The sequence below is a fragment of the Streptomyces sp. 147326 genome (assembly GCF_045000215.1).
Classification (GTDB): Bacteria; Actinomycetota; Actinomycetes; order Streptomycetales; family Streptomycetaceae; genus Streptomyces.
Window position 1 is genome coordinate 6633637 of sequence record NZ_CP134201.1, and the last position, 24235, is coordinate 6657871.

Sequence of the window (24235 nt, forward strand, 5' to 3'; positions counted from 1 at the left end):
CCCCATGTCCATGCTCGACAAGCTCAAAGACCTGATCAAGGGACACCCTGACCAGGCCCGCCAAGGAGTCGAGAAGGCCGGAGATGCCTTCGACGCGAAGACCGGGCGCAAGTACCAGAGCCAGGTCGACACGGCGCAGCAGAAGCTCAACGAGCAGATCGGCAGGAACGAGCCCCCCGCCCCCGGGGACCCCCGCCCGCCCCAGCGCTGACGACACGCCTCCGGGCCCGCGTGCCCGCGGGGACCGCGCCCGATCACACGGCGGCGCGGTCCCCGCGGGCTGCCCGTACGTCCGCTCCCCGCCGTGTCCGGGGAATGAGACGGGGCGGCGGGTGGTTGAAGGGGAAACCGATTTGTCCCCCGACCCCGGAGAGAAGAAGGATCATGCGCGTCGAGATCTGGAGCGACATCGCCTGCCCCTGGTGCTACATCGGCAAGGCCCGTTTCACGAAGGGGCTGGCCGAGTTCGCGCACCGTGACGAGGTGGAGGTCGTGTTCCGGTCCTTCGAGCTCGACCCGGGCAGTGCCAAGGGGGTCACCGCTCCCGTCGTGGAGATGCTCGCCAAGAAGTACGGCCGCACCCTCGACGAGGCGCGCGGCATGGAGGAGCACGTCGCGGCCAGCGCCCGCGCCGAGGGGCTGGAGTACCGGACCGACGGCCGCGACCACGGCAACACCTTCGACATCCACCGGCTGCTGCACCTGGCCGGTGCCCGCGGCCGGCAGGAGGAGCTGCTCGACCTCGCCTACCGGGCCAACTTCGGCGAGGAGCGCTCCGTCTTCGACCCCGAGGTGCTGGTCGCGCTCGCCGTCGAGGCCGGGCTGGACGAGGCCGAGGCGCGCGCCGTGCTCGCCGACGACTCCGCCTACGCCGCCGAGGTGCGGACCGACGAGCGTGAGGCCGCCGAGCTGGGTGCGAACGCCGTGCCGTTCTTCGTCCTCGACCGCCGCTACGGGATCTCGGGCGGGCAGCCGGCCGAGGTGTTCACCCGGGCCCTGGAGCAGGCATGGGCCGGGCGGGAGATCGAGGAGCCGGCCGCCGGGGCCGAGGCGTGCGAGCCCGACGGGGCCTGCGCCGTCCCCCAGGCATAGGGATGACGTGGGGTGGGTGCAGGTAACGGGGCAATGGACTGCGGGTCGTTCCTGGCGCAGAGTTGAAGGCATGGATCTTCTCGCCGAAGCAACCCGTGCCGAGTTCGCCCACTCCACCGCCTACCTCAACACCGCCAACTGCGGGGTGCTCCCGCGTTCCGCCGTCGCGGCCGTACGGGAGCTGGCCGAGGCGGCGGGGGCCGGCGTCCCCGCCGGCTTCGGCGACTTCGACCGTGTGAACCGCTCCCGGGCCGCCTTCGCCCGCCTCGTCGGGGTGGACGCCGAGCGGGTGGCCGTCGGCTCGGCCGTCTCCACCCACGTCGGCCTCGTCGCGGCCTCGCTCCCGCCCGGCGCCGAAGTCCTGTGCCCGGAGGGCGACTTCGCCTCCGTGATCAACCCCTTCGTGGTGCGGGGCGACCTCAAGGTCCGCTTCGCGCCGCTGGAGTCCCTCGCCGAGGCCGTCGGCCCGGACACGGCCCTGGTCTCGCTGAGCGCCGTACAGTCCGCGGACGGGCGCATGGCCGACCTGCCCGCGGTGCGCGCGGCGACGGCGGCGCACGGGGCCCGGATGCTCGTGGACGCGTCCCAGGCGGTGGGCTGGCTGCCCTTCGACGCCTCGCCCTACGACTACACGGTCGCCGTCGGCTTCAAATGGCTGCTCGCCGTGCGCGGGGCCTCGTTCCTGACCGTGTCGCAGGAGGCCCAGCCCACCCTGACCCCGCTGCACGCCGGCTGGGTGGCGGCCGAGTCCATCTGGGACGCCACCTACGGGCCGATCTCGCAACTGGCCCACGGGGCGCGGCGGTTCGACGAGTCCCCGGCCTTCCTCGCCTACCACGCGGCCGAGGCCTCGCTGGCCCTGATCGAGCGGATCGGCATCGACGCCATCCACGCCCATGACACCGCCCTCGCCGCCCGCTACCGGGCCGGGCTCGCCCGCCTCGGCCACGAGCCCGTGCCCGGCGGGGCCGCCATCGTCTCGGTCCCGGGCCTCGCGGACCGGCAGCCCGCCCTGCAGGCGGCCGGCATCGCCACCTCGGCCCGCGCCGGCGCCCTGCGGGCCTCGTTCCACCTTTACAGCACGGAGGCGGACGTGGACCGGCTGCTGGACGTCCTCTCCGCGTCCTGAGGCGGGCGGCGCGCACGTACGGGGCGCACGTACAGTGCCGCCATGAGTGATGTGCTGCACGTGAAGGGGCGGGTGCTGGTCGGGCCCGACGAGGTCCGCGACGAGCTCTGGGTGGTCGGCGGGCGGGTCTCCTGCGAACGCCCGCCCGGGGCCCGCGAGGTCACCACGGTGACGGGCTGGGCACTGCCGGGCCTGGTCGACGCGCACTGCCACGTGGGACTGGACGCCCACGGCCCGGTCGACGCCGCGACCGCCGAGCGCCAGGCCCTCACCGACCGGGACGCCGGCACCCTCCTCATCCGCGACGCCGGATCGCCCTCCGACACCCGCTGGATCGACGACCGCGAGGACCTGCCGAAGATCATCCGGGCCGGCCGGCACATCGCGCGCACCCGCCGCTACATCCGCAACTACGCGCACGAGATCGAGCCGGCCGACCTGGTCGAGTACGTGGGCCGCGAGGCGCTGCGCGGCGACGGCTGGGTGAAGCTCGTCGGCGACTGGATCGACCGCGACGCCGGGGACCTGACGGCCTGCTGGCCGCGCGCCGAGGTCGAGGCGGCCATCGCCGAGGCGCACCGGCTGGGCGCCCGCGTCACCGCGCACTGCTTCGCCGAGGACTCGCTGCGCGACCTGGTCGAGGCGGGCATCGACTGCATCGAGCACGCCACCGGCCTCACCGAGGACACCATCCCGCTGTTCGCGGAGCGCCGGGTCGCGATCGTCCCGACCCTCGTGAACATCGCGACGTTCCCGAAGATGGCGGCGGGCGGCGAGGCGAAGTTCCCGCGCTGGTCGGCGCACATGCGGCGGCTCCACGAGCGGCGCTACGACACCGTACGGGCCGCGTACGACGCGGGCATCCCCGTCTACGTCGGCACCGACGCCGGGGGTTCCCTGCCGCACGGCCTGGTCGCGGCCGAGGTGGAGGAACTGGTGAAGGCCGGGATCCCGCCGCTGGACGCCCTCTCGGCGACGGCCTGGGCGGCGCGCGAGTGGCTCGGCAGGCCCGGCCTCACGGAGGGGGCGCCGGCGGACCTCGTGGTCTACGGCGCCGACCCGCGAGCCGACGTGCGCGCGCTGGCGCAGCCGCTGCGGGTCGTCGTGAACGGCGAGGTCAGGGCCTGATCCACGCCCCGGCGCCCAGTTGACGCCGCGTGACATCCGGGGCCCGTCGGTCGTTGAAGACGGCCGGTCGGCCGTCCGGCCGTGAAAGGAGTGAACTCGCGTTCCTCCTGAGGCGCCACAAATCGAATACATGCATGGAAACCACCCTTTGGAGTGAACTCACGTCAGGTTGCCGCCCGTTCACTCACAGTGCGTAAAGATTCCGGGGTCGAGGCCGTCGGCGCGCGCAATGTCCCCCATTGGCGGCGCGACGGCACCCATCTCCCCGGGGGTTCCACACCGTGAACAGCAACACCTTCCGCATGCCCGCGGCCGTCCTGCTCGCCACGGGAGCGATGGCCCTGCTCACCGCCCCGCCCGCCCTCGCCACGGGAGGGGGCGGAGCCGGGGCGGGCGGCGAGGGCAAGGCCGGCGCCGTGGTCCTGCGCGCCGGACTGGACGTGGGCCTGCTCAACAAGACCGGGCACGTACCGCTGAAGGCGACCCTCAACGAGGTCAGCGCACCGGCGACGGCCGAGAAGACCGCGCTGACCGTCACCCTGGACGGGGTCGAGGGGAACAAGCCGGTCAGCGTCCTGCGCGCCGACGTGGCCACGTCCAAGGCGACCGCGGACAAGAACCGGGCCGAGGCGGAGGCCAACCTCGCCAAGGCCTCGGTGCACGTGCCCGGGCTGCCCCTGCTCTCCCTCGTCGAGGTGGAGAAGGTCACGTCCAAGGCCGTGTGCGAGGCGGGCAAGAAGCCGGTGGCCAGCGCGAACGTCCTCGGGAAGGTGACGGCGCTCGGCAAGAAGGTCACCCTGTCGGCGGGCGGCCCCACCGAGCTGGAGGTCCCGGGCGTGGGCGTGGTCAACCTGGAGCTGTCCGGTACGCAGACCACCTCCACCACGGCCGCCGCGGCCGCGCTCCGCCTGAAGGTGTCGGTGAACCCGCTGAACCTGAACGTGGCGCAGGTGGACGGCGAGATCGTGCTCGCCGAGGCGCACTGCGAGACCCCGGCGGGCCCGGCGCCCTCGTCGGCCCCGCCGGCGGCGAACCCGGACGTCAAGCAGCAGACCGGGACGGGGACCGGCTCGGGCATCGCCTCCGGTGTCACCGCCGATGCCAACCTGGCCGAGACCGGCGGCGGTTCACTGACCCCCTACGTCGCGGGCGGGGCGCTGTTCCTGCTCGGCATCGGCGGGGTCGCGCTCCTGGTCACCAGCCGGGGCAGGACCTCGTAGGACCGACGGCCGGAACCGGGCCCGGACCCCCGCGAGCCGCCGCCCCGAGGAGCACACGGAGGGGAGTGCTCAGCGGAAGGCGTGCCGATCAGCCGGGCGGGGGAGGGGCGTGCCGCTCAGCGGGTGGCGTGCTCCAGTCCCTGCCCGCCCGCGCCGCGCGACAGCACGGCCTCGGTGACCTGCTGGTCGATCCGGGCGTACTCGCTCCGCTTCGCGGCGGGCAGGGAGGCGTCGGAGGCCGCGCAGGAGGCGCAGACGACACGGAACGGCGGCCCCATGTCCGAGTACTGCGTGAGGTATTCGGCCTTCACCACCTCCCAGCGGCCGGGGTGGGCCGCCGCCGGGGCGAAGGTGAAGCGGGGGACCGAGGACTGGTTGCCGCGCAGTTTGTCGGCCGGCACGAAGCTGGCGACCTGGTCGCCCATCCCGAAGACCACCCACGTGCCGTTGATCTTCTCGTAGGGCTGCGGCACGTGGTTGTGCGTGCCGATGATCAGATCGATGTCGGGGAGGCCGTCGGCCGAGCGGGAGGCGGTCAGCGCCTGCGCCAGTTCCTTCTGCTGCCCGTCGGGCGCCGTCTGCCACTCGGTGCCCCAGTGGACGCTGAGCACCACCACGTTCGCGCCGCCGGCCCGGGCGGCGCGGGCGTCGGCGATGATCCGGTCCTTGTCGATCAGGTTGACGGCCCACGGCTTGTCCCGGGGGAGCGGGATGCCGTTCGTGCCGTATGTGTACGAGAGCTGGGCGACCTGCGCGCCGCCGGCCGTGAGCCGGGCCGGGGCCTTGGCCTCCTCCGCGCTGCGGGCCGAGCCGACGTGCGGGATGCCGACCCGGTCGAGGTGGTCCAGGGTGCGGGCGAGGCCCTCGTAGCCGTCGTCGAGGGTGTGGTTCGAGGCGGTGGAACAGCCGTCGTACCCGGCGTCCTTGAGGGCGTCCGCCAGCTGGTGCGGGGCCTTGAAGGTGGGATAGCCCGTGTAGGGGCCGCCGGGGCGCCCGTACGGTATCTCGTGGTGGCATATCGCCAGGTCGGCGGCGGAGACCAGGGGTTTGACCCCGGCGAGTATCTTCCGGAAGTCGTACTCCCCGGCCTGGCCGGCATCGTCCGCGGACCGCTGGACGATCGAGGGGTACGGGATGATGTCGCCGGTCGCCACCAGGGTGAAGGGTCGTCCCGCGGAGCCGGCGCCCTCCGGCGGGGCGGACGTGCCCTGGCCCGGCCTGCCCTGGAGCCGCTGTTCCGTTCCGGGCGCCGCGCCGCGGTCGAACAGCTGCGGCACGGCGTAGACACAGCCGCCCACGACCGCCAGCCCGGCCAGCGCCGCGGAAATCTTGACGGATGCCTTCATTTCCGATCCCCCGATGTCGTGCACCGATGCGGGGATCCTGACCCGGCCCCCGCCCCCGTGGCCATAGTAGGGGGCCGATCGGGTGACACCGCCACGGGTTTGAGGGAAGGTGCGCAGGTCAGGAGGGGTTCCGAGTCGAAGGAAGGCGCCGGGGAAGCCGCCGGAGGGGGCGCACCAAGCGGAGGTCAGCGGGCGGTCAGGGCGAGGGCGTGGTCCAGGGCCTGGAGCAGCCGGCCGGTCGTCGCCCGGTCGCGGACCGCCAGCCGCAGCCAGGAGCGGTCCAGCCCCGGGAAGGTGTCCCCGCGGCGGACGGCGAAACCGAGGGCGCGCAGCCGGGTGCGGACCTCCGCGGCGCCGGCCACCTGGATCAGCACGAACGGCCCCTCCGCCACCCCCACGGCGGTCACCTCGTCGAACTCCGCGAGTCCGGCCAGCAGATGGGCCCGGTCCACCGCGATCCGCCGCGCCGCCTCCTCCGCCTCGGCCAGCGCCGCCGGAGCCAGACAGGCCTCTGCCGCCACCAGGGCCGGCGTCGACACCGGCCACAGCGGCTGGGCGGCCGCCAGCTTCGCGATCACCTCCGGCTCGGCCAGCACGTAGCCGATCCGCAGCCCCGCCAGCCCCCAGGTCTTCGTCAGGCTCCGCAGCACCACCAGCCCCGGCAGGTCCATCCGCCCGGCCAGGGCCTCCCGCTCGCCCGGGACGGCGTCCATGAACGCCTCGTCCACCACCAGGATCCGGCCCGGCCGGGCCAGCGCGGCCAGCGTCGCCGCCGGGTGCAGGACGGACGTCGGGTTGGTCGGGTTGCCGACCACCACCAGGTCCGCGTCCTCGGGCACCGCCGCCGGGTCCAGCCGGAACCCGTCCTCCGCCCGCAGCACCACCCGCTCCACCCGGTGGCCCGCGTCCCGCAGGGCCGCCTCCGGCTCGGTGAACTGCGGATGCACCACCACCGGCCGTACGGCGCCCAGCGCCCGCGCGATCAGGACGAAGGCCTCCGCGGCCCCCGCGGTCAGCAGCACCCGCTCGACGGGCAGCCCGTGCCGGGCCGCCACCGCCGCGCGGGCCGCACGCCCGTCGGGGTAGGCGGCGAGATCCCCGAGGGAGGCGGCGATCCGCTGCTTGAGCCAGGCCGGCGGAGTGTCCGCCCGTACGTTGACCGCGAGGTCCACCAGCGCGGAGCCCGCGTCGACCACCTCGGCGTCACCGTGGTGGCGCAGGTCGTGCGCCTGCGCCGTGGCCACCGCGCAGGTGGCCGCCACCGACCGTCGCTTGGGCACGAGGAGTTCCCCGCCCGCCGCGAGGGCCGCGGCCTCCGCCACCGAGGGGGTCCCGGCGGCGGTGCGCGCCGTCTCGGAGGGGTGCGGCACGGAGACCGCGGCCAGCTGTTCGGCGGGATAGCCGACGAGGGGTACGCCGAAACGTTCCGCCGCGCCCGCGATCCCCGCCTCGCCCACCTTCGAATCCACCGTGGCCAGAGCCGTGACCGCCGCCGCGGTCAGCCCGGCCCCCCGCAGCGTCTCCTCGATCAGGGCGCAGACCTCCGCGACGGAGACCCCCGCGCGTCCGCCGACCCCGACCACCAGATGCGTCGTGTAATCGCCCACCGGGAGTCCTCCCTCCGTAGTCACCGTCACCGTCACCGTCACCGCACCATCGCCGTCACGTCACCGGTACCGGTCCGTCGTCAACACTCCGATGCCCGCCACTCGCGTGCGGACGTGCGCGCGACGCGAGGAGTCTGTATTCAGGGGCACATGGCCGTGATCGTGGCGCTGGGCGCGTTCCTGATGACCCTGGCGGGCGGATGGACGGCGCAGCGCGTCACCGACCGTCGCCACCTCGTGCTGGGCCTGGCCGGCGGGCTGATGCTCGGCGTCGTCGGCCTCGACCTGCTCCCGGAGTCCATCCACGCGGCGGGCGACGAGGTGTTCGGCGTCCCCCTCGCCCTGCTGCTCTTCGTGGCCGGATTCCTCGTCGCCCACGTCGTGGAGCGGCTCCTGGCGGTCCGCCAGGCCGCGCACGGCGCCGAGGACGGCGCCCGCGTCCCGCAGGTCGGGCTCACCGCGGCCGCGGCGATGGTCGGCCACAGCCTCGCCGACGGAGTGGCCCTGGGCGCGGCCTTCCAGGTCGGCGGGGGGATGGGGGTGGCCGTGGCGCTGGCCGTCATCACCCACGACTTCGCCGACGGGTTCAACACGTACACGCTCACCAGCCTCTACGGGAACGACCGCCGCAAGGCCCTGATGATGCTCTTCGCGGACGCCGTCGCCCCCGTCGTGGGCGCGGCGTCCACTCTGCTGTTCACCCTTCCGGAGGAACCCCTCGGCGCGTACCTCGGATTCTTCGGCGGCGTCCTGCTCTACCTCGCGGCCGCCGAGATCCTGCCCGAGGCCCACCACAAGCACCCCGCCCTGTCCACGCTGCTGTGCACGGTGGGCGGGGTGGCCGGGATCTGGCTCGTGGTGGGCATCGCGGACTGATCTCACGGCCGGGCCGCCGCCGCTTCGACGAAGCGGCGCGCGACGGACGGCTCCGCCGCCCAGTGCGTGTGCAGGTAGCTGGCGTGCACACCCTGCTGTACGAAGCCCTCGACGCGGCGTTCGGGGTTCGTGAACCCCCACGCCGGCGCGGCCCCGGCGCCCGGCTCGATCACCGTCCGGTGGAACTCGTGCCCGCGCAGCCGGGTGCCGTTGGCGGCGAGCGCGCTGTCCGACACCGCGACCGCCTCGCGGTAGCCGAGGGTGAGCCGCTCCGACATCCGGGCGTCGGCGTCGAGCACGCCGCACATGGGCTTGCCGTCCAGCGACCGCGCGAGGTACAGCAGCCCGGCGCACTCGGCTGCCACCGGGCCGCCGGCCTCGGCGAACCTGGCCACGGCCCCGCGGAGCGGTTCGTTGGCGGACAGCTCCGGCGCGTACACCTCGGGGAAGCCGCCGCCGATCACCAGGCCGGTGGTTCCCTCGGGGAGCGCCTCGTCCCTGAGCGGGTCGAAGGTGACGACCTCGGCGCCCGCGGCTCGCAGCAGCTCCGAGTGTTCGGCGTAGGAGAACGTGAACGCCGGTCCGCCCGCGACGGCGACCACCGGCCGCCTGCCGGGGGCTCCGCCGAGGTCTGCGGGTGCGGCGCCGTTGCCGGGGCCCCGCCCCGGACCCCGCGCCTCGAACGCCGGCGAGGCCGGGCTTGTGCCCGCCAGGGCACGTTGCGCATCCCATGCCTCGCTGGCCAACGCCGGGGCCGTGCGGGCCAAGGCCATCAGGGCGTCCAGGTCGCAGCCCGCCCTGACCTGCTCGGCCAGCGCCGCCACGGCGGCAACGGCATCCGTGCGGCGCTCCGCCACCGGGACCAGGCCCAGGTGGCGCGAGGGCGTGGCCACCTGCGGAGCCCGTCGCAGGACGCCGAGCACCGGCATCCCCGCCTCCTCCAGGGCCTCCCGCAGCATCACCTCGTGCCGGTCGGAGCCGACCTTGTTCAGGATCACGCCCCCCAGCCGCACCTGCGGGTCGAAGGACGCGAAGCCGTGGACGAGCGCCGCCACCGACCGCGACTGCGAGGAGGCGTCGACCACCAGCACCACCGGCGCCCGCAGCAGCTTCGCGACCTGCGCCGTCGACGCGAGTTCACCCCGGCCCGCCGCCCCGTCGTAGAGCCCCATCACGCCCTCGACCACGGCGAGGTCGCACCCGGCCGCCGCGTGCGCGAACAGCGGAGCGACCAGCTCCAGCCCGCACATGAAGGCGTCGAGGTTGCGCCCCGGCCGGCCGGTGGCCAGCGCGTGGTAGCCGGGGTCGATGTAGTCGGGCCCGGCCTTGTGCGGGGACACGGCGAGGCCGCGCTCCGAAAAGGCCGCCATCAGGCCCGTGGCGACGGTGGTCTTGCCGCTGCCCGACGAGGGCGCGGCGATTACGAGACGGGGCACGTCGAACCGGTACGAGGTCACCACTCGATGCCCTTCTGGCCCTTCTGGCCGGTGTCCATCGGGTGCTTGACCTTGGTCATCTCGGTGACGAGGTCAGCGAACTCCACCAGTTTCTCCGGCGCGTTGCGGCCCGTGATCACCACGTGCTGCGTACCGGGACGGTTGCGCAGCACCTCGATGACCTCGTCGACGTCGATCCAGCCCCAGTGCATCGGGTACGCGAACTCGTCCAGCACGTACAGCTTGTGCGTCTCGGCGGCCAGATCGCGCTTGACCTGCTCCCAGCCCTCCTTGGCCGCCTGCTCGTTGTCGAGCTGCGCGTCCCGCTGGACCCAGGACCAGCCCTCGCCCATCTTGTGCCAGGCGACCGCGCCGCCCTCGCCGGAGGCGCCGAGCACCTTGAGCGCGTTCTCCTCGCCGACCTTCCACTTCGCCGACTTGACGAACTGGAACACCCCGATCGACCAGCCCTGGTTCCAGGCGCGCAGGGCCAGCCCGAAGGCTGCCGTGGACTTGCCCTTGCCGGGGCCCGTGTGCACGAAGACGAGCGGGCGGTTGCGGCGCTGGCGCGTCGTGAGTCCGTCGTCCGGAACGACGGACGGCTGTCCCTGAGGCATTACGCGGCCCTCCTGTTGCTGTCGGATGTCACTGCGGTACGTACGTTCTTCACGAGCCCGGCCAGCGAGTCGGCCCGCAGCCCGTCGAGCGTGACGGCGGGTCCGCCGAGGTCCGCGGCCAGTACGCCGGCCAGCCCCAGCCGGACCGGCCCGGATTCGCAGTCCACGACCACCGAGGCGACGCCTCCGGCCTGCAGCAGCCGCGCGCTGCGCCCCGCGAGTTCCCGCGGCGTGCTGTCGGTCCGGCCCGCGGCGGTCCCGGCCGAGGTGGCGCGGCCGTCGGTGACGACCACGAGCAGCGGCCGGCGCGAGGGGTCCCGCAGCCGCTCGATCCGCAGTACCTCGTGGGCCTTCAGCAGCCCGGCGGCCAGCGGGGTGCGGCCGCCGGTCGGCAGCTGCTCCAGCCGGGCCGCGGCGGCGTCCACCGAGGAGGTCGGGGGCAGCGCCAGCTCGGCGGTGGACCCCCGGAAGGTGATCAGGCCGACCTTGTCCCGGCGCTGGTAGGCGTCCAGGAGCAGCGACAGCACGGCGCCCTTGACCGCGCTCATGCGCCGGCGGGCGGCCATGGAGCCGGAGGCGTCGACGAGGAAGAGGACGAGGTTGCCCTCGCGGCCCTCCCGGGTGGCCTGACGCAGGTCGTCCTTGCGGATGACCAGGCCGCGCCCGTCCCGGCCGCGGGCCCGCTGGTGCGGGGCGGCCGCGTGCACGGTGGCCATCAGGTGCAGTTTCGTCAGGTGGCCGCGGGGGCGCTGGGCGCCGGTGGTCCGGCCGTGCGCGGTACGGGCGCGCGAACGGCGCCCGGCGGCGCCCTCGCCGAGCCCCGGCACGCTCAGCATCTTCGTCCGGAACGGTTCGGCGGCCCGTACGGCGGCCTGTTCGGGCCCGCCGGCATCCTGGGCGGAGGGCTGCGGGGACTCGGGGGCGTCCGAGGGGGCCTCGGCGGGCGCCTCGGTGGGTCCGGTGGTGTCGGTGGAATCCGCCGGGGCGTCCGAGCCCTGGGGGCCGCCGCTCTGCGGGGGCACCCCGCCACCGCCGTCGGGGCCGCCGCCGTTGTCGTCAGGGTCTTCGGAATCCGGGTCGGCCTCCGGGTCCGGGTTCCGGTCGGGCTCCGGGTCGGGCTCGGGCTCCGGCTCCTCGTCGGGGAACCGGTCGAGGATCTCGTCCAGCTTGTCCTCGTCCAGGCCCGGCGCGTCGAAGGGATTGCGGCGCCGCCGGTGGGGGAGCGCCAGCAGCGCGGCCTGCCGGACGTCCTCCTTCAGCACGGCGGTCCGGCCGGCCCAGGCGGCGAGCGCGGTCGCGGTGCGCGCCATCACGATGTCGGCGCGCATGCCGTCGACCTCGAAGCCGGCGCAGGTCGCCGCGATCTGCAGCAGCGCCGTGTCCCCGAGCACGACCTGCGGGAGCAGCGCCCGCGCGGCCACCACCCGGGCGCGGACCTCGTTCTCGTCCCCGGCCCAGCGGGCGGCGAAGCGCGCGGGATCGTCCTCGTACGCGAGCCGGCGGCGCACCACCTCCACCCGCTGGGCGGGCTCGCGGGAGGCGGCGACCTCGACGGTCAGCCCGAAGCGGTCCAGCAGCTGCGGGCGGAGCTCGCCCTCCTCGGGGTTCATCGTGCCGACGAGCAGGAAGCGGGCCGCGTGCCGGACGGAGACGCCCTCGCGCTCCACGTACGAGGCGCCCATGGCGGCGGCGTCCAGCAGCAGGTCGATCAGGTGGTCGTGGAGGAGGTTGACCTCGTCGACGTAGAGGATCCCGCGGTGGGCGTCGGCGAGCAGGCCGGGCTCGAAGGCCTTCACGCCCTCGGCGAGGGCCCGTTCGATGTCGAGGGCGCCGACCAGGCGGTCCTCGGAGGCGCCGACGGGCAGCTCCACCATGCGGGCGGGGCGCAGGGCGCCGGGGCCGGGCTCGTGCGGGCCGTCCGGGCAGGCCGGGTCGGGCGCGGTGGGCGCGCAGCTGAACCGGCAGCCGGACACGATGTCCACCTTCGGCAGCAGCGCGGACAGGGCGCGGACGGCGGTGGACTTGGCGGTCCCCTTCTCGCCGCGCACGAGCACACCACCGACCGCCGGGCTCACGGCGTTGAGCAGGAGCGCCAGCCGCAAGTCGGCTTGGCCGACCACTGCGGTGAACGGGTAGGGCGTGCTCATGCGTTGCTCACTCCTTGGAAGGTGGTGCGGGCCCGCGCCGGGGGCATGGCCGAGGTCTGTGGGTGCGGCGCCGCTGCCGGGGCACCACCCCGGGCCCCCGGCAACGGCGCCGCATAAGCACGGGGGTCCGGGGCGTAGCCCTCGGGAACGGTGGAAGGGCGGGTAGGGGACAGCCCCCGCAGGGCCGCGGTCGTCACGGGGCGCCCGGGGGGAGGAAAGGCAGGCCCGTGGGCGCACCGGACTCGATCAGCTTCAGCAGCGCGGCGGTGTCGGCGTGCTCCTCGATCAGGTCGCCCAGCAGGTCCAGCTGCTCCTCCCGGAGGGAGGCGAACGAGGTGTCCGGGGCGGGGACGAAGCGGCGCCCGGCCGCGGAAGCCACCTCGCGCAGGAACGCGCGGCGGAAGCCGTCCGATTCCAGCGAGCCGTGCCAGTGGGTGCCCCACACCGACCCGACCCGGCAGCCGTCCAGGAAGGGCTCGCCGCCGAGGACCTCCGCCACGCCGTGGTGGATCTCGTACCCCTCGACCGGTTCCCCGAGCGCCGAGCCCACCGGCCGGGCCAGGGTCTTCTCCCGTTCGAAGCGGACCCGTACGGGGAGGAGTCCGAGGCCGTCGACGTCGCCCGCCCGCGATTCGACCTCGTCCGAGATCCGCTCGCCCAGCACCTGGAACCCGCCGCAGATGCCGAGCACCGGCCGCCCCTCGGCGGCCCGCCGCAGCAGCGCGTCCGCGAGCCCGCGTTCGCGCAGCCAGGCGAGGGCCTTCACCGTGCCCCGGGTGCCGGGTACGACGACCAGGTCCGCGTCGGCCAGTTCCTCGGCCCGGTCCACGAACCGCACCACGACCCCGGGCTCCGCCGCGAGCGCGTCGACGTCCGTGAAGTTCGACATCAGCGGCACCGCGCACACGGCCACCCGCAGCACGTCCTCACCGACGGGCGGCGCCACCACGGACTCCCGTACCGCGCCCCGCAGGGAGACCCGCAGGCCGTCCTCCTCGTCGATGCCCAGCCCGTGCTGGAAGGGCAGCACCCCGTACGTGGCCCGTCCGGTCAGGCCGCGCAGCATCTCCATGCCCGGCTCCAGCAGCGACACGTCGCCGCGGAACTTGTTGACCACGTATCCGGCGATCAGCGACTGGTCCTCGGGGGAGAGCAGCGCCGTCGTCCCGAAGAAGGACGCGAAGACCCCGCCCCGGTCGATGTCCCCGACCACGACCACCGGGAACCGTGCGGCCCGCGCGATCCCCATGTTCACGATGTCGGTCCGGCGCAGGTTGATCTCGGCCGGACTTCCCGCCCCCTCGCAGATCACGGCGTCATACGTGCCCCGCAGCTGCTCCAGGCAGTCCGTGACGATGCCGAGCAGCTGCTCCTGCCTGCCGCCGTGGTAGCCGCGGGCGCTCATCTCGCCCACCGGCTTGCCCAGCAGCACCACCTGGCTGCTGCGGTCGCTGCCGGGCTTGAGCAGCACCGGGTTCATCAGCGCGGTCGGCTCCACGCGGGCCGCCTGGGCCTGCATCGCCTGGGCGCGTCCGATCTCGGCGCCCTCCCGCGTGACGAAGGAGTTCAGCGACATGTTCTGCGCCTTGAAGGGCGCCACCTTCACGCCCTGGCGGGCCAGCCAGCGGCAGATGCCCGCCGTGACCACGCTCTTGCCGGCGTCCGACGTGGTTCCGGCGACCAGGAGTCCGCCGCCGAGCTTCGCGCCGCTCATCGACGTCCCTTCCTCGTCCTGCCGGAGACCAGCGTCCGGGCCGCCACACAGGCCCCGAGCGCCAGCCAGGTCACCTGTCGTGACAGCCGTACCGCCCGTTCGATGTCCTCGACCTCCACCGGCCGTCCGGCCTCGCCGTTCAGCACCGCCCGGTGCTCGACCCGGCCGCCGTACGCGAGGGTGCCGCCCAGCCGTACGCCGAGCGCCCCCGCGAAGGAGGCCTCGACGGGCCCGGCGTTCGGGCTCGGGTGCGCGGCCGCGTCGGCGCGCCAGGCCCGTACGGCTCCCCGCCGGTCGGGGCCGGCCAGTACGGCGGCGGCCGCCGTCAGCCGGGCGCCCGGCCAGCCCGCCAGGTCGTCGAGGCGGGCGGAGGCCCAGCCGTAGCGCAGGTGGCGGGGGGACTTGTGGCCGACCATCGCGTCCAGGGTGTTCACGGCGCGGAAGGCCAGCAGGCCCGGGACGCCGGCCACGGCGCCCCACACCAGGGCCCCGACCACCGCGTCGGAGGTGTTCTCCGCGACCGACTCCACGACGGCGCGGGCCATCTGCTGCCCGTCCAGGGCCTGCGGGTCGCGCCCGCACAGGTGCGGCAGCCGTTCCCGGGCCACCTCGGTGTCCCCGGCGGCGAGGGCCCAGCCGATGGCGCGGGCCTCCCGGCCCAGCGAGGTGCCGCCCACGACGGCCCAGGTGGCGGCGGCGGTGAGGGCGATACGGGCGGCCGCGGGCCGGGAGCGCACGGCGCGGGCGCCCAGCGCGCCCACGGCGGCCGCGCCTCCGGCGCACACCAGGGTGTGCACGAGGCCGCGGGCGCGGTCGTCGCGCCACAGGGCGCGTTCGACGGCGGCGGCGGCCCGTCCGAAGGCGGCCACGGGGTGCCCTCGGCGGGGATCACCGAGGATCCGGTCGCCGATCAGGCCCGCCGTGGCGCCGTACGCGAAGACGCGATCGGCACGCATGGTGACAGGTATGTCCTCACTCAGGGTCCGCGCCCTGGTTCGACGTGTCCGGCGGCGAGAGTTCCTGGCTCCCGGGGCGCACGCGCGGCGTGCGCTCCCCGGTGACAGTGGCGGGACCGCGCCGGATTCGCACCGGACTTCCTCTCCATGCCGCCGTATTGGCTCGGGCAGTCCACCACGGGCCGAGAAGGCCCGTCAACTCGCCGTTGACCTGCGGCGCGGCAGGGGCGCGGGATGCGAAAAGCCCCCTCCGGGACAAACCCGGAGGGAGCCTTCACGCATGGTCGGCCGCGGGGCGGCGGATCAGGCGACGATCAGGTAGATCGCGTAGCCGACGGCCGCCGTGACGAGCGCGAAGCAGGCGTACGCGCCGCTGCGGGCGAGGGTGGCGGTGCCGCCCTGCTCGGTGGCGGTCTCGTGCTTGGACAGGCCCACCAGGCCCAGGGTGAAGAGGGCCACGAGGGCGACGGTGGCGAGGAGGCTGACCCCGAAGACGGAGCCGAGTGCTTCCCAGTCGATCTTCATACTGCCGCTTTCTGAATGGTCCGGGTCTCTGCGTGTCTCTGTCTCGGTCAGACCGCGGCGGCCGGAGCCGCCGGGGTCTGCGTCGCGGCCGGGATGGTGGCCCTGAGGTCTTCGTCCGTGACCGCGGCGGTGGTGCCGGCGGCGGCGACGGTCGGCGGAACGGTGACCGCGGCGATCGCCGTGGTCACCACACCCGGCTCCTCGGCGCGGGCCGGCTCCACCTCGTTGACGTTGTTGTGGTCGACGACCTGGCGGCGCGAGACGAGCCAGATGGCCAGGCAGGAGCCGATCAGGAAGAGCGTGACCGCGGCGATGCCGACGTCACCGATGCGCATGACCAGCTCGGCACCGGCCGAGACCAGCGCGGCCGCCGGCAGGGTCAGGCCCCAGGCGACGAACATGCGGGTCGCGGTGGACCAGCGGACCACACCGCCCTTGCGGCCCAGGCCCGCACCCATGACCGCACCGGAGCACGAGTGGGTGGTGGAGAGCGAGAAGCCCAGGTTCGAGGAGGCGAGGATGACGGACGCGGCCGAGGTCTGGGCGGCGAAGCCCTGCTGCGGCTGCAGGTCGGTCAGACCGCTGCCCATGGTGCGGATGATGCGCCAGCCGCCGAGGTAGGTGCCCATCGCGATGGCCAGACCGGCGGAGACGATGACCCAGACCGGCGGGTTCGCGTCGGGCGCGATCGCGCCGCCGGCGATCAGGGCCAGGGTGATGATGCCCATCGTCTTCTGCGCGTCGTTGGTGCCGTGCGCGAGGGAGACGAGACCGGCCGAGGCGATCTGACCGGCGCGGTAACCCTTGGCGGAGGTCTTCTCGCCGACCTTGTTGCCCAGCTTGTAGGTGAGCTTGGCGGCCAGGTACGCGGCGACGCCGGCCACCAGCGGAGCGGCGATCGCCGGGATGAGCACCTTGGTGACGACGACGCTGCCGTTGACCGCGCCGATGCCGGCGGAGGCGACCGCGGCACCGATCAGGCCGCCCATCAGGGCGTGCGAGGAACTGGAGGGCAGTCCGACCAGCCAGGTGACGAGGTTCCAGAGGATCGCGCCGACCAGGGCGGCGAAGATCACTTCCGGCTGGATGCCCTCTTCGTTGACCAGTCCCTTGGAGATCGTCTTGGCGACCTCCACGGACATGAACGCGCCGACGAGGTTGAGCACGGCGGACATGGCCACCGCCGTCTTGGGCTTGAGGGCGCCGGTCGAGATGGTGGTGGCCATCGCGTTGGCCGTGTCGTGGAAACCGTTCGTGAAGTCGAACACGAGAGCGGTAATGATCACGATCCCGAGGAGAAGCGTTATGTGCTCCATTTACCCAGGCTTCTGTTTGACGTCAGTGGCTCGGCGACCGTAGGCAATCTGGATGAACGGAAGATGAACTGACTCGGGCGGAGCGGTGTACTGGCTCGGGGTGTGATCGGGACATTCGTCCTGATTCTGCCGTAGATATCTGGATAAATGCACGTCAAAGCCGGGTGAATCTGCCCCTCCGCACCGAACCGGATGTGTGGGCGACCCCCCGTCCGGGTGCCCGAATGAGACCTAGATCACTCCGCTCTCGGCGACGGCGCGGCGGGCGGCGGAGCGATCTCCTCCGGTAGTGCTCCGGCGGGCACTCCGGTGGCCCTCCGCAGCCCCCGCCGGGACACTGGAACGGTGCGTACCGCGACAGCAACGGCAGCGGCCGTCACCACCACCCTCCTCGGCGCCGGTGTGGCCGCCGTCGCGGTCGGCCGGTACGCCGCAGACGCGGCCCTCCGTCCCGAACCGGGACGTCCGCTCCCCGGCGGGCCACGGCTCAGCGTCCACTCCACCGCCGCCGGCCGGGTCACGCTGACCCGCTCCCTCGCCTCCCTGCGCCCCGGCGTCTACGGCCTGGTCGCACCCGGTGTGCACGCGGTCGTCGGGCCCGTGGTCTCCGACGCCGACCACTACCCCGACACCGTCGTACGGCAGCTCGTCGCCGTCGATCACGGAACCCTCGGCCCCGGCACCCGGGTCACCCTCACGCCGCAGGTGTACCTCGGCGACCCGCGCACCGCCCTCGGGCTCGAACACGCCGACGTGGACATCCCCGGGGAGCTCGGGGCGCTGCCCGCCTGGTTCGTGCCCGCCGCCCGGGACACCTGGGTGATCACCGTGCACGGGCTCGGCGGCACCCGCGAGCACCCGATGGTGGTCATGCCCTTCCTGAACCGGCACCAGCTGCCCGTCCTGGACCTGGGCTACCGCGGCGACCTCGGCGCCCCGGCCCCGCCCGACGGCCTCGGCCACCTCGGCGAATCGGAGTGGCGGGACCTGGACGCCGCCATCCGCTACGCCGTGCGCTACGGCGCCCGCCGCGTGATCCTGCACGGCTGGTCCACCGGCGCCGCCATGGCCCTGCACGCCGCCGAACGCTCGGCGCTGGCCGACCGGATCGCCGGGCTGGTGCTGGACTCGCCCGTGCTCGACTGGCACACGACCCTGCGCGGACTCGCCGCGGCGCGCCGCACCCCGGCCCTGGTGCTGCCGCTGGCCGTCCTGGCCGCCGAAAGCCGCGCGGGGCTGCGCGCCGACCGACGGCCGCCGGGGGCGGACCCCGGAGCCCTGCGCGTCCCCGTACTGATCTTCCACGGCCCGGACGACACCCTCGCCCCCTGGGGCCCCTCCCGCCGGCTCGCCGCGGCCCGCCCCGACCTCGTCACCCTGCACACCGTGAGCGGGGCCGGCCACGGGGCCATGTGGAACGCCGACCCGGCCGGCTACGAGGAGGCCCTGCGCCGCTTCCTCACCCCCCTCATGTGAGGGCCTGTCATGTGAAGGCCGTGTGACGGAGCGGCGCCTGCGGGCGTGTTGTCCTGGTCTGCACCGCAGGCAGGCGCTGGTAATGGCTGATTCCGTTTGGGCTTTCGGCCAGTGACGGGCGAGACTGCTTCCGTGACGTCCCGAAAGCCTGATGAGCAGTTGGCTCGCGACTCCAGACTCCGACTCGTCTCCCCGCGTTCCGTCGCCGCGGCACGCAAGGCGGTGACCGACCGACGCACCCGGCCCGCCCCGAGGCCCCCGGCGGGCACCCCCGCCACGGCCGACCTCGCGAACCGGGCCCGGGCCTCGCTCGCCGACGCCGTACGCCTGACCCGCTGGGCCGAGCGCAACCTCGGCGCCGGAGACGGCGGCCGGCCCGCCCCCACCGGCGCCCTGCCGGCCTCCGACGTCGAACGCGCCGCCGGGGAACTGGGCCTGACGCACGGGCAGATCCGGGTCGGCTGGGACCGCGCCCGGCTGGCCGGCCTGGTCGAGGTGCACGGCGGCCACGCCCGGCCCGGCTGGCGGCTGCGGGCCTGGGACCGCGACGACACCGCCGTACTGCGCGGCTGGGTCGCCCTCTTCGACGCCTGGTCGCTCGTCCACCCCGCCCCCGCCGACATCGCGCCCTCGGCCGTCGCCGAGGTCGTCGAGGCGATGCCCCAGCTCCTCTCCCTGCTCCAGCTGTCCGCCGGCCCGGTGACCGTTCCCGACCTGCTCGACCTGCTCGGGCAGCGCGTCACCGAACTGCGCGACGAGCGGTGCGAGATCCCCTACGACGCCGAGCCCGCGGCGGCGCTGACCGCCGCGGCCGTCTCCGCGGAGGCCCGCCCCGTCCCCCTCGCCCGGCTGCTGCGCTGGGCGCTCGGCGGACTCGCCGCCGTGGACGCCGTCACCCTCGGCCCCGCCCGGGCCACGCTCACCCCGCTCGGCAGCTGGGCCGTCTGGGTCAAGCTGGAGCAGATCTGCGTCGCCGCGCAGAGCCCCGCCGGGAACATCGAGCAGTCCGCCGCCGCCATGCTGCACGGCTGCGCCCGGCTCACCCCCGGCCCGGCCCGCGCCGAGTACCAGGCCTGGCTCGCGGCCCGGCCCGTCGGCCACGCCGTGGCCGAGCTCCTGCAGGCCGCCCGCGGCGAGGACGCCCTGCTGCGCGGCCTCGCCTTCGAGGCGCTGCGCGTCGTCGGCGCCCCCGCCGAGCCCGAGGTGCGCGCCGCCGTACGCGAACCCGCCCTGCGCCCCTACGCCCTGCTCTGGCTCGCCGAGCACGACGGGATCGACCCCGACGAGGCGCAGGACGTGCTCACCGCCGAGGAGTCGACCTGGCTCTGGGTGGACACAGCGGCCGCCATCGCGGACCACGGCGAGGCCGAGCTGCTGGCCCGCCACCTCGACTCGGCCGTCCGGACCACCGTCCCCCGGCTGCTGGACGAGGTCCGCGCGGTCGGCCATCCGCGCACCGTGCAGGTCCTGGTCGCCCTGGCCGCCGCGCACCCCGACCCGGCCCTGGCCAAGGCCGTCCGCCGGGCCGCCTTCCAGGTCCACACCGGCGGCGCCTGAGCCCTGGCCGGGCGCCACGCGGCGAAGAGGCTGCTGTGTCCGGACTGTCCCCTGCGCCCGGCCGCGTACCGCTGACCCGTGCGGACATCCGTGCCGCCGGGCTCCGGCCAGGGCGCGGCGGGGCACGGACCCGCGCAGACAGCCGTCCAGCCGTGCCCCCGGCCAGGGCACGGCGCCGCGGGTCTCAGACCTGCGGCGCGTACGTGCCGAAGCTCCAGATGTTGCCCTCGGCGTCCCGGGCCATGTAGTCGCGCGAGCCGTAGTCCTGGTCCTTGGGTTCCATCACGATCTCCACCCCGTGCTCGGCGGCCCGCCGGTGGTGGGCGTCCACGTCGTCGACCACGACATAGATGCCCGAGGGACCCGCGCCCTCCATGGCCTTGTCGAAGACCCCGCCGGTGCCCTCGCTGCCCAGCATCACCACACCGTTGCCGTAGGCCAGCTCCGCGTGCACCACCGAGCCGTCCTCACCCTCGTACACCGCGACCTGGCTGAACCCGAAGGCCTCGGTCAGCAGCCTGATGGCCGCCTTCGCGTCGCGGTAGACCAGCGTGGGACAGATGGACGGAACGCCTGCCATGACGATCACTCCCTCTCGTGACGGTGACCCGCGTCACACCAGCATGGCAGGCGGCGGCGACAGTCAGCGGAAGGTGTTGCACTGGGCCATGTCGCCCGTGCGGTAGCCCTGATAGAACCACTGCTGGCGCTGCTCGGCCGAGCCGTGCGTCCAGGACTCCGGGGTCACCCGGCCCTGGAACTTCTCCTGGATCCGGTCGTCGCCGACCGCGGCCGCCGCGTCCAGCCCGTCCCTGATGTCCTGGTCGGTCAGGTTGGTGATCAGCGGCCGCCCGGTGGACTCGTCCGGGGTGCGCGTCGCGTTGTGCGCCCACACCCCCGCGTAGCAGTCGGCCTGCAGCTCGACCTTGACCGCGTTGCTGTTCGCCCCCTGCCGGCCGTCCTGGGAGCGCTGGAGCGTCCCGAGCAGGTTCTGGATGTGGTGCCCGTACTCGTGGGCGACGACGTAGGCCTGGGCGAAGGGGCCGCCGCTCGCGCCGAACTTCGTCCGCAGCTCGTTGAAGAAGCCCAGGTCCAGATAGACCTGACGGTCGGCGGGGCAGTAGAAGGGGCCCACCGCCGAGGTCGCGGTCCCGCAGGCCGTGTTCGCCCGGCCGGTGAAGAACACCGTCGACGCCGGGCTGTACTGGCCGCCGCGCCGGGCGAACTCCTGCCTCCAGAAGTCCTGGGTGCTGTTGACCACCGCGACCAGCCGGCAGTCCTCCCGCGCGTTCGCGTCCTGCCCCGTCCGGCACTCCTGCTGCACCTCGTTGACGGAGGACGCGGCCGGACCCGGCTCCTGGTCCCCCGAGGACAGTCCCAGCTCCTCCGGACCCACACCGAAGAGCAGGCCCAGGACGAGCGCGATGATGCCGACGAGGCCGCCGCCGACCGTGGCCCTCCCGCCGGGGATGCGGCTGCCACGCACATCCTTGACCTCGGAGGTGTCCAGGTTGGCGTTGTCGTCGAACTGCATCCCCGCACCGCCCTCTCTTCGTGGGACCAGGTGGGCCGCGCGGCCGCCCCTGCGGCGAGTATCGACCCATTCCTCCCGGTACGCGCCCCGGCCCTCCGCGGGATCCCTGGGCCGGACGGGGGACACGGAGCGGCGGCTCCCGCCCGCCGGGCGGCCCGGCCCGCGCCCGGAAACCAGTTGCACACCCCCGGTAGAATGTCTCCCATGGCAAATCTCCTCGCGGATTAGCGGCGTCGAAGCATCGCGTCCTGCCCCCCTTCCGCCGTCCCGACCCGCCCTGGAGTATTTCCGTGATCACCGCCACCGGCGTCGAGCTGCGCGCCGGCGCCCGCATCCTCATCGAGTCCGCCTCCTTCCGCGTCGCCAAGGGCGACCGCATCGGCCTGGTCGGCCGCAACGGAGCGGGCAAGACCACCCTCACCAAGTGCCTCGCGGGCGAGGGACAGCCCGCCGCCGGCTCCATCGCCCGCTCGGGCGAGGTCGGCTACCTCCCGCAGGACCCGCGCACCGGCGACCTCGACGTCCTGGCCCGCGACCGGATCCTGTCCGCGCGCGGACTCGACGTACTGATCAAGAAGATGCGCGCCAACGAGGAGCGCATCGCCACCGGCGCCGGCGCCACCCGTGAGAAGGCGCTCAAGCAGTACGAGCGCCAGGAGACCGAGTTCCTCACCAAGGGCGGGTACGCCGCCGAGTCCGAGGCCGCCACGATCTCCGCGGCGCTCAGCCTGCCCGACCGGGTGCTCGGCCAGCCGCTGCACACCCTCTCCGGTGGCCAGCGCCGCCGCGTCGAGCTCGCCCGGATCCTCTTCTCGGACGCCGACACCCTGCTCCTCGACGAGCCCACCAACCACCTCGACGCCGACTCCATCGTCTGGCTGCGGGACTACCTGAAGAACTACCGCGGCGGCTTCATCGTGATCTCCCACGATGTCGACCTGGTCGAGACCGTCGTCAACAAGGTCTTCTACCTGGACGCCAACCGCGCCCAGATCGACGTCTACAACATGGGCTGGAAGCTCTACCAGCAGCAGCGCGAGGCCGACGAGAAGCGCCGCAAGCGCGAGCGCCAGAACGCCGAGAAGAAGGCCGCGGCCCTGAACTCGCAGGCCGACAAGATGCGCGCCAAGGCCACCAAGACCGTCGCCGCGCAGAACATGGCCAAGCGCGCCGACCGGCTGCTCGCCGGCCTGGACGCCGTGCGCGTCTCCGACAAGGTCGCCAAGCTGCGCTTCCCGGACCCGGCTCCCTGCGGGAAGACCCCGCTGACCGCCGAGGGCCTCTCCAAGTCCTACGGCTCGCTGGAAATCTTCACCGACGTCGACCTGGCCATCGACAAGGGCTCCCGCGTCGTCATCCTCGGCCTCAACGGCGCCGGCAAGACCACCCTGCTGCGCCTGCTGTCGGGCACCGAGAAGCCGGACACGGGCACGGTCGTCCCCGGCCACGGCCTCAAGCTCGGCTACTACGCCCAGGAGCACGAGACCCTGGACCCGGACCGCACGGTCCTGGAGAACATGCGCTCCTCCGCGCCCGACCTGGACCTGGTCGCCGTACGCAAGACGCTCGGTTCCTTCCTGTTCTCCGGGGACGACGTGGACAAGCCCGCCGGGGTGCTCTCCGGCGGTGAGAAGACCCGCCTGGCCCTGGCCACGCTGGTCGTCTCCTCGGCGAACGTGCTGCTGCTCGACGAGCCCACGAACAACCTCGACCCGGCCAGCCGCGAGGAGATCCTGGGCGCCCTGCGCACGTACAAGGGCGCGGTCATCCTCGTCACGCACGACGAGGGCGCCGTCGAGGCGCTGGAGCCGGAGCGGATCATCCTGCTCCCGGACGGCGTCGAGGACCTGTGGGGCCCGGACTACCGGGACCTGGTGGCGCTCGCCTGACCCGGACAGGGCCCCGCCCGGCCCCTGGTCGGCCCCGGTCCGGGGCCGCTCCGGCCCTGATCCAGTTCCTTATGGATCATTCGGCTCAGGGGTGATCCATCATCTGAGTGAGACGGTCTCGTACCGTTGCGCGTCGTACGACGGCCCCGGCCGCACCAGCGAAGGTGCGCGACCGGGGCCGTTCGTTTTCCGCCGCCCCGCCTCTGACCTGGCGATTCCCGGTGGGAGCGGCGAAGTGTGACGGAAGTCATGCGGCGGAAGAGAAGATTCCGTTCTGCTCGGGTGTCCACGGCTTGAGAAATGCCGCCGTACCGACCTTGCTGAATGGGTGGCCAGGAAGCGTGGGAGGGGTGATCATGAGAAGTCCAGAGCGCACTTCCCATGAGGAGGCACGGGTGGCCGAGACTCTGAAGAAGGGCAGCCGGGTAACCGGCGCCGCGCGCGACAAGCTCGCGGCAGACCTGAAGAAGAAGTACGACTCCGGTGCGAGTATCCGGGCGCTGGCCGAAGAGACCGGCCGGTCCTACGGATTCGTCCACCGGATGCTCAGTGAGTCCGGGGTTTCGCTGCGCGGTCGCGGTGGCGCGACGCGGGGCAAGAAGGCGGCTACGGCCTGACCCTGGTCCCATCGGTTCCAACGCTCCAAGGCTCCAACGGCTCAAAGCTCACA

The 24235-nt window shown here is 73.8% G+C and carries 21 protein-coding genes and 1 riboswitch; of the genes, 10 read left to right on the forward strand and 11 right to left on the reverse strand.

The genetic code is table 11. The features are described 5' to 3' along the window. Nucleotides 1–4 precede the first annotated feature (4 nt). From RIU97_RS30450 to RIU97_RS30470, 5 genes are all read left to right on the forward strand, one after another. Nucleotides 5–211, forward strand: a complete 207-nt coding sequence (locus RIU97_RS30450) for an antitoxin (RefSeq protein WP_404960789.1) — start codon at nt 5–7, stop codon at nt 209–211. A 173-nt stretch (nt 212–384) separates the two neighbouring features. Continuing rightward, nucleotides 385–1092, forward strand: a complete 708-nt coding sequence (locus RIU97_RS30455; protein WP_404960790.1) for a DsbA family oxidoreductase — start codon at nt 385–387, stop codon at nt 1090–1092. A 70-nt stretch (nt 1093–1162) separates the two neighbouring features. Next, nucleotides 1163–2221 carry an aminotransferase class V-fold PLP-dependent enzyme gene (locus RIU97_RS30460; protein ID WP_404960791.1) on the forward strand — a complete coding sequence of 353 codons (1059 nt, stop codon included), beginning with the start codon at nt 1163–1165 and terminating at the stop codon, nt 2219–2221. Between the two features lie 42 nt (nt 2222–2263). After that, entirely contained in the window at nt 2264–3349 is a 1086-nt protein-coding gene (locus RIU97_RS30465; protein WP_404960792.1) for an amidohydrolase family protein, read from the forward strand. A gap of 281 nt (nt 3350–3630) precedes the next feature. Further along, a complete protein-coding gene (locus RIU97_RS30470; RefSeq protein WP_404960793.1) occupies nt 3631–4569 on the forward strand; it encodes an SCO1860 family LAETG-anchored protein in 939 nt (312 codons plus the stop codon). A gap of 116 nt (nt 4570–4685) precedes the next feature. Here the strand turns inward: RIU97_RS30470 and RIU97_RS30475 are convergent, their stop codons facing one another. Next, a complete protein-coding gene (locus tag RIU97_RS30475) occupies nt 4686–5915 on the reverse strand; it encodes a CapA family protein (protein ID WP_404960794.1) in 1230 nt (409 codons plus the stop codon). Nucleotides 5916–6100: 185 nt separating this feature from the next. Further along, a complete protein-coding gene (gene cobC / locus RIU97_RS30480) occupies nt 6101–7522 on the reverse strand; it encodes an Rv2231c family pyridoxal phosphate-dependent protein CobC (RefSeq protein ID WP_404960795.1) in 1422 nt (473 codons plus the stop codon). Between the two features lie 150 nt (nt 7523–7672). On the opposite strand from cobC, the gene RIU97_RS30485 reads away from it, so the two are divergent. Next, complete coding sequence (locus RIU97_RS30485) at nt 7673–8398, forward strand: ZIP family metal transporter (RefSeq protein WP_404960796.1); 726 nt, start codon at nt 7673–7675, stop codon at nt 8396–8398. Nucleotides 8399–8400: 2 nt separating this feature from the next. Here RIU97_RS30485 and RIU97_RS30490 read toward each other — a convergent pair whose 3' ends face one another. The 7 genes from RIU97_RS30490 to RIU97_RS30520 all read right to left on the reverse strand — a co-directional run bounded on the left by RIU97_RS30490 (nt 8401) and on the right by RIU97_RS30520 (nt 17109). Beyond that, complete coding sequence (locus RIU97_RS30490; RefSeq protein ID WP_404960797.1) at nt 8401–9834, reverse strand: cobyrinate a,c-diamide synthase; 1434 nt, start codon at nt 9832–9834, stop codon at nt 8401–8403. A 17-nt stretch (nt 9835–9851) separates the two neighbouring features. Continuing rightward, nucleotides 9852–10451, reverse strand: coding sequence for a cob(I)yrinic acid a,c-diamide adenosyltransferase (gene cobO, locus RIU97_RS30495; protein WP_319731803.1), 600 nt, complete (start codon nt 10449–10451; stop codon nt 9852–9854). After that, nucleotides 10451–12598: a putative cobaltochelatase gene (locus RIU97_RS30500; RefSeq protein ID WP_404960798.1), complete on the reverse strand. Its 2148-nt coding sequence runs from the start codon at nt 12596–12598 to the stop codon at nt 10451–10453. The genes cobO and RIU97_RS30500 overlap by 1 nt, the downstream gene beginning before the upstream one ends. Before the next feature lie 193 nt (nt 12599–12791). Beyond that, nucleotides 12792–14312: a cobyric acid synthase gene (locus tag RIU97_RS30505; RefSeq protein ID WP_404960799.1), complete on the reverse strand. Its 1521-nt coding sequence runs from the start codon at nt 14310–14312 to the stop codon at nt 12792–12794. Beyond that, the gene (locus RIU97_RS30510) at nt 14309–15268 is read right to left on the reverse strand and encodes a cobalamin biosynthesis protein (protein ID WP_404960800.1); all 960 of its coding nucleotides are present in this window, start codon (nt 15266–15268) and stop codon (nt 14309–14311) included. The genes RIU97_RS30505 and RIU97_RS30510 overlap by 4 nt, the downstream gene beginning before the upstream one ends. A 58-nt stretch (nt 15269–15326) precedes the next feature. Then, nucleotides 15327–15413: riboswitch (cobalamin riboswitch) on the reverse strand. Nucleotides 15414–15571: 158 nt separating this feature from the next. Beyond that, nucleotides 15572–15793, reverse strand: coding sequence for a hypothetical protein (locus tag RIU97_RS30515; RefSeq protein WP_404960801.1), 222 nt, complete (start codon nt 15791–15793; stop codon nt 15572–15574). A gap of 47 nt (nt 15794–15840) precedes the next feature. Further along, nucleotides 15841–17109 (reverse strand): anion permease, encoded by a 1269-nt coding sequence (locus RIU97_RS30520; RefSeq protein ID WP_404960802.1) that lies wholly within the window; start codon nt 17107–17109, stop codon nt 15841–15843. A gap of 345 nt (nt 17110–17454) precedes the next feature. Here RIU97_RS30520 and RIU97_RS30525 point away from each other — a divergent pair, with 345 nt between their 5' ends. Further along, nucleotides 17455–18585 (forward strand): alpha/beta hydrolase family protein, encoded by a 1131-nt coding sequence (locus tag RIU97_RS30525; protein ID WP_404960803.1) that lies wholly within the window; start codon nt 17455–17457, stop codon nt 18583–18585. Between the two features lie 132 nt (nt 18586–18717). After that, nucleotides 18718–20142 (forward strand): hypothetical protein, encoded by a 1425-nt coding sequence (locus tag RIU97_RS30530; protein ID WP_404960804.1) that lies wholly within the window; start codon nt 18718–18720, stop codon nt 20140–20142. Nucleotides 20143–20326: 184 nt separating this feature from the next. On the opposite strand, the gene RIU97_RS30535 is transcribed toward RIU97_RS30530, so the two are convergent. Beyond that, the gene (locus RIU97_RS30535; protein WP_404960805.1) at nt 20327–20722 is read right to left on the reverse strand and encodes a VOC family protein; all 396 of its coding nucleotides are present in this window, start codon (nt 20720–20722) and stop codon (nt 20327–20329) included. A 63-nt stretch (nt 20723–20785) separates the two neighbouring features. Then, nucleotides 20786–21676, reverse strand: coding sequence for a neutral zinc metallopeptidase (locus tag RIU97_RS30540; RefSeq protein ID WP_404960806.1), 891 nt, complete (start codon nt 21674–21676; stop codon nt 20786–20788). Between the two features lie 290 nt (nt 21677–21966). Between RIU97_RS30540 and RIU97_RS30545 the strand changes: the two genes are divergently transcribed. Next, complete coding sequence (locus tag RIU97_RS30545) at nt 21967–23565, forward strand: ABC-F family ATP-binding cassette domain-containing protein (RefSeq protein ID WP_404960807.1); 1599 nt, start codon at nt 21967–21969, stop codon at nt 23563–23565. 395 nt (nt 23566–23960) lie between these two features. After that, nucleotides 23961–24182 carry a helix-turn-helix domain-containing protein gene (locus tag RIU97_RS30550; protein WP_030010789.1) on the forward strand — a complete coding sequence of 74 codons (222 nt, stop codon included), beginning with the start codon at nt 23961–23963 and terminating at the stop codon, nt 24180–24182. The last annotated feature ends 53 nt before the right edge of the window (nt 24183–24235 follow it).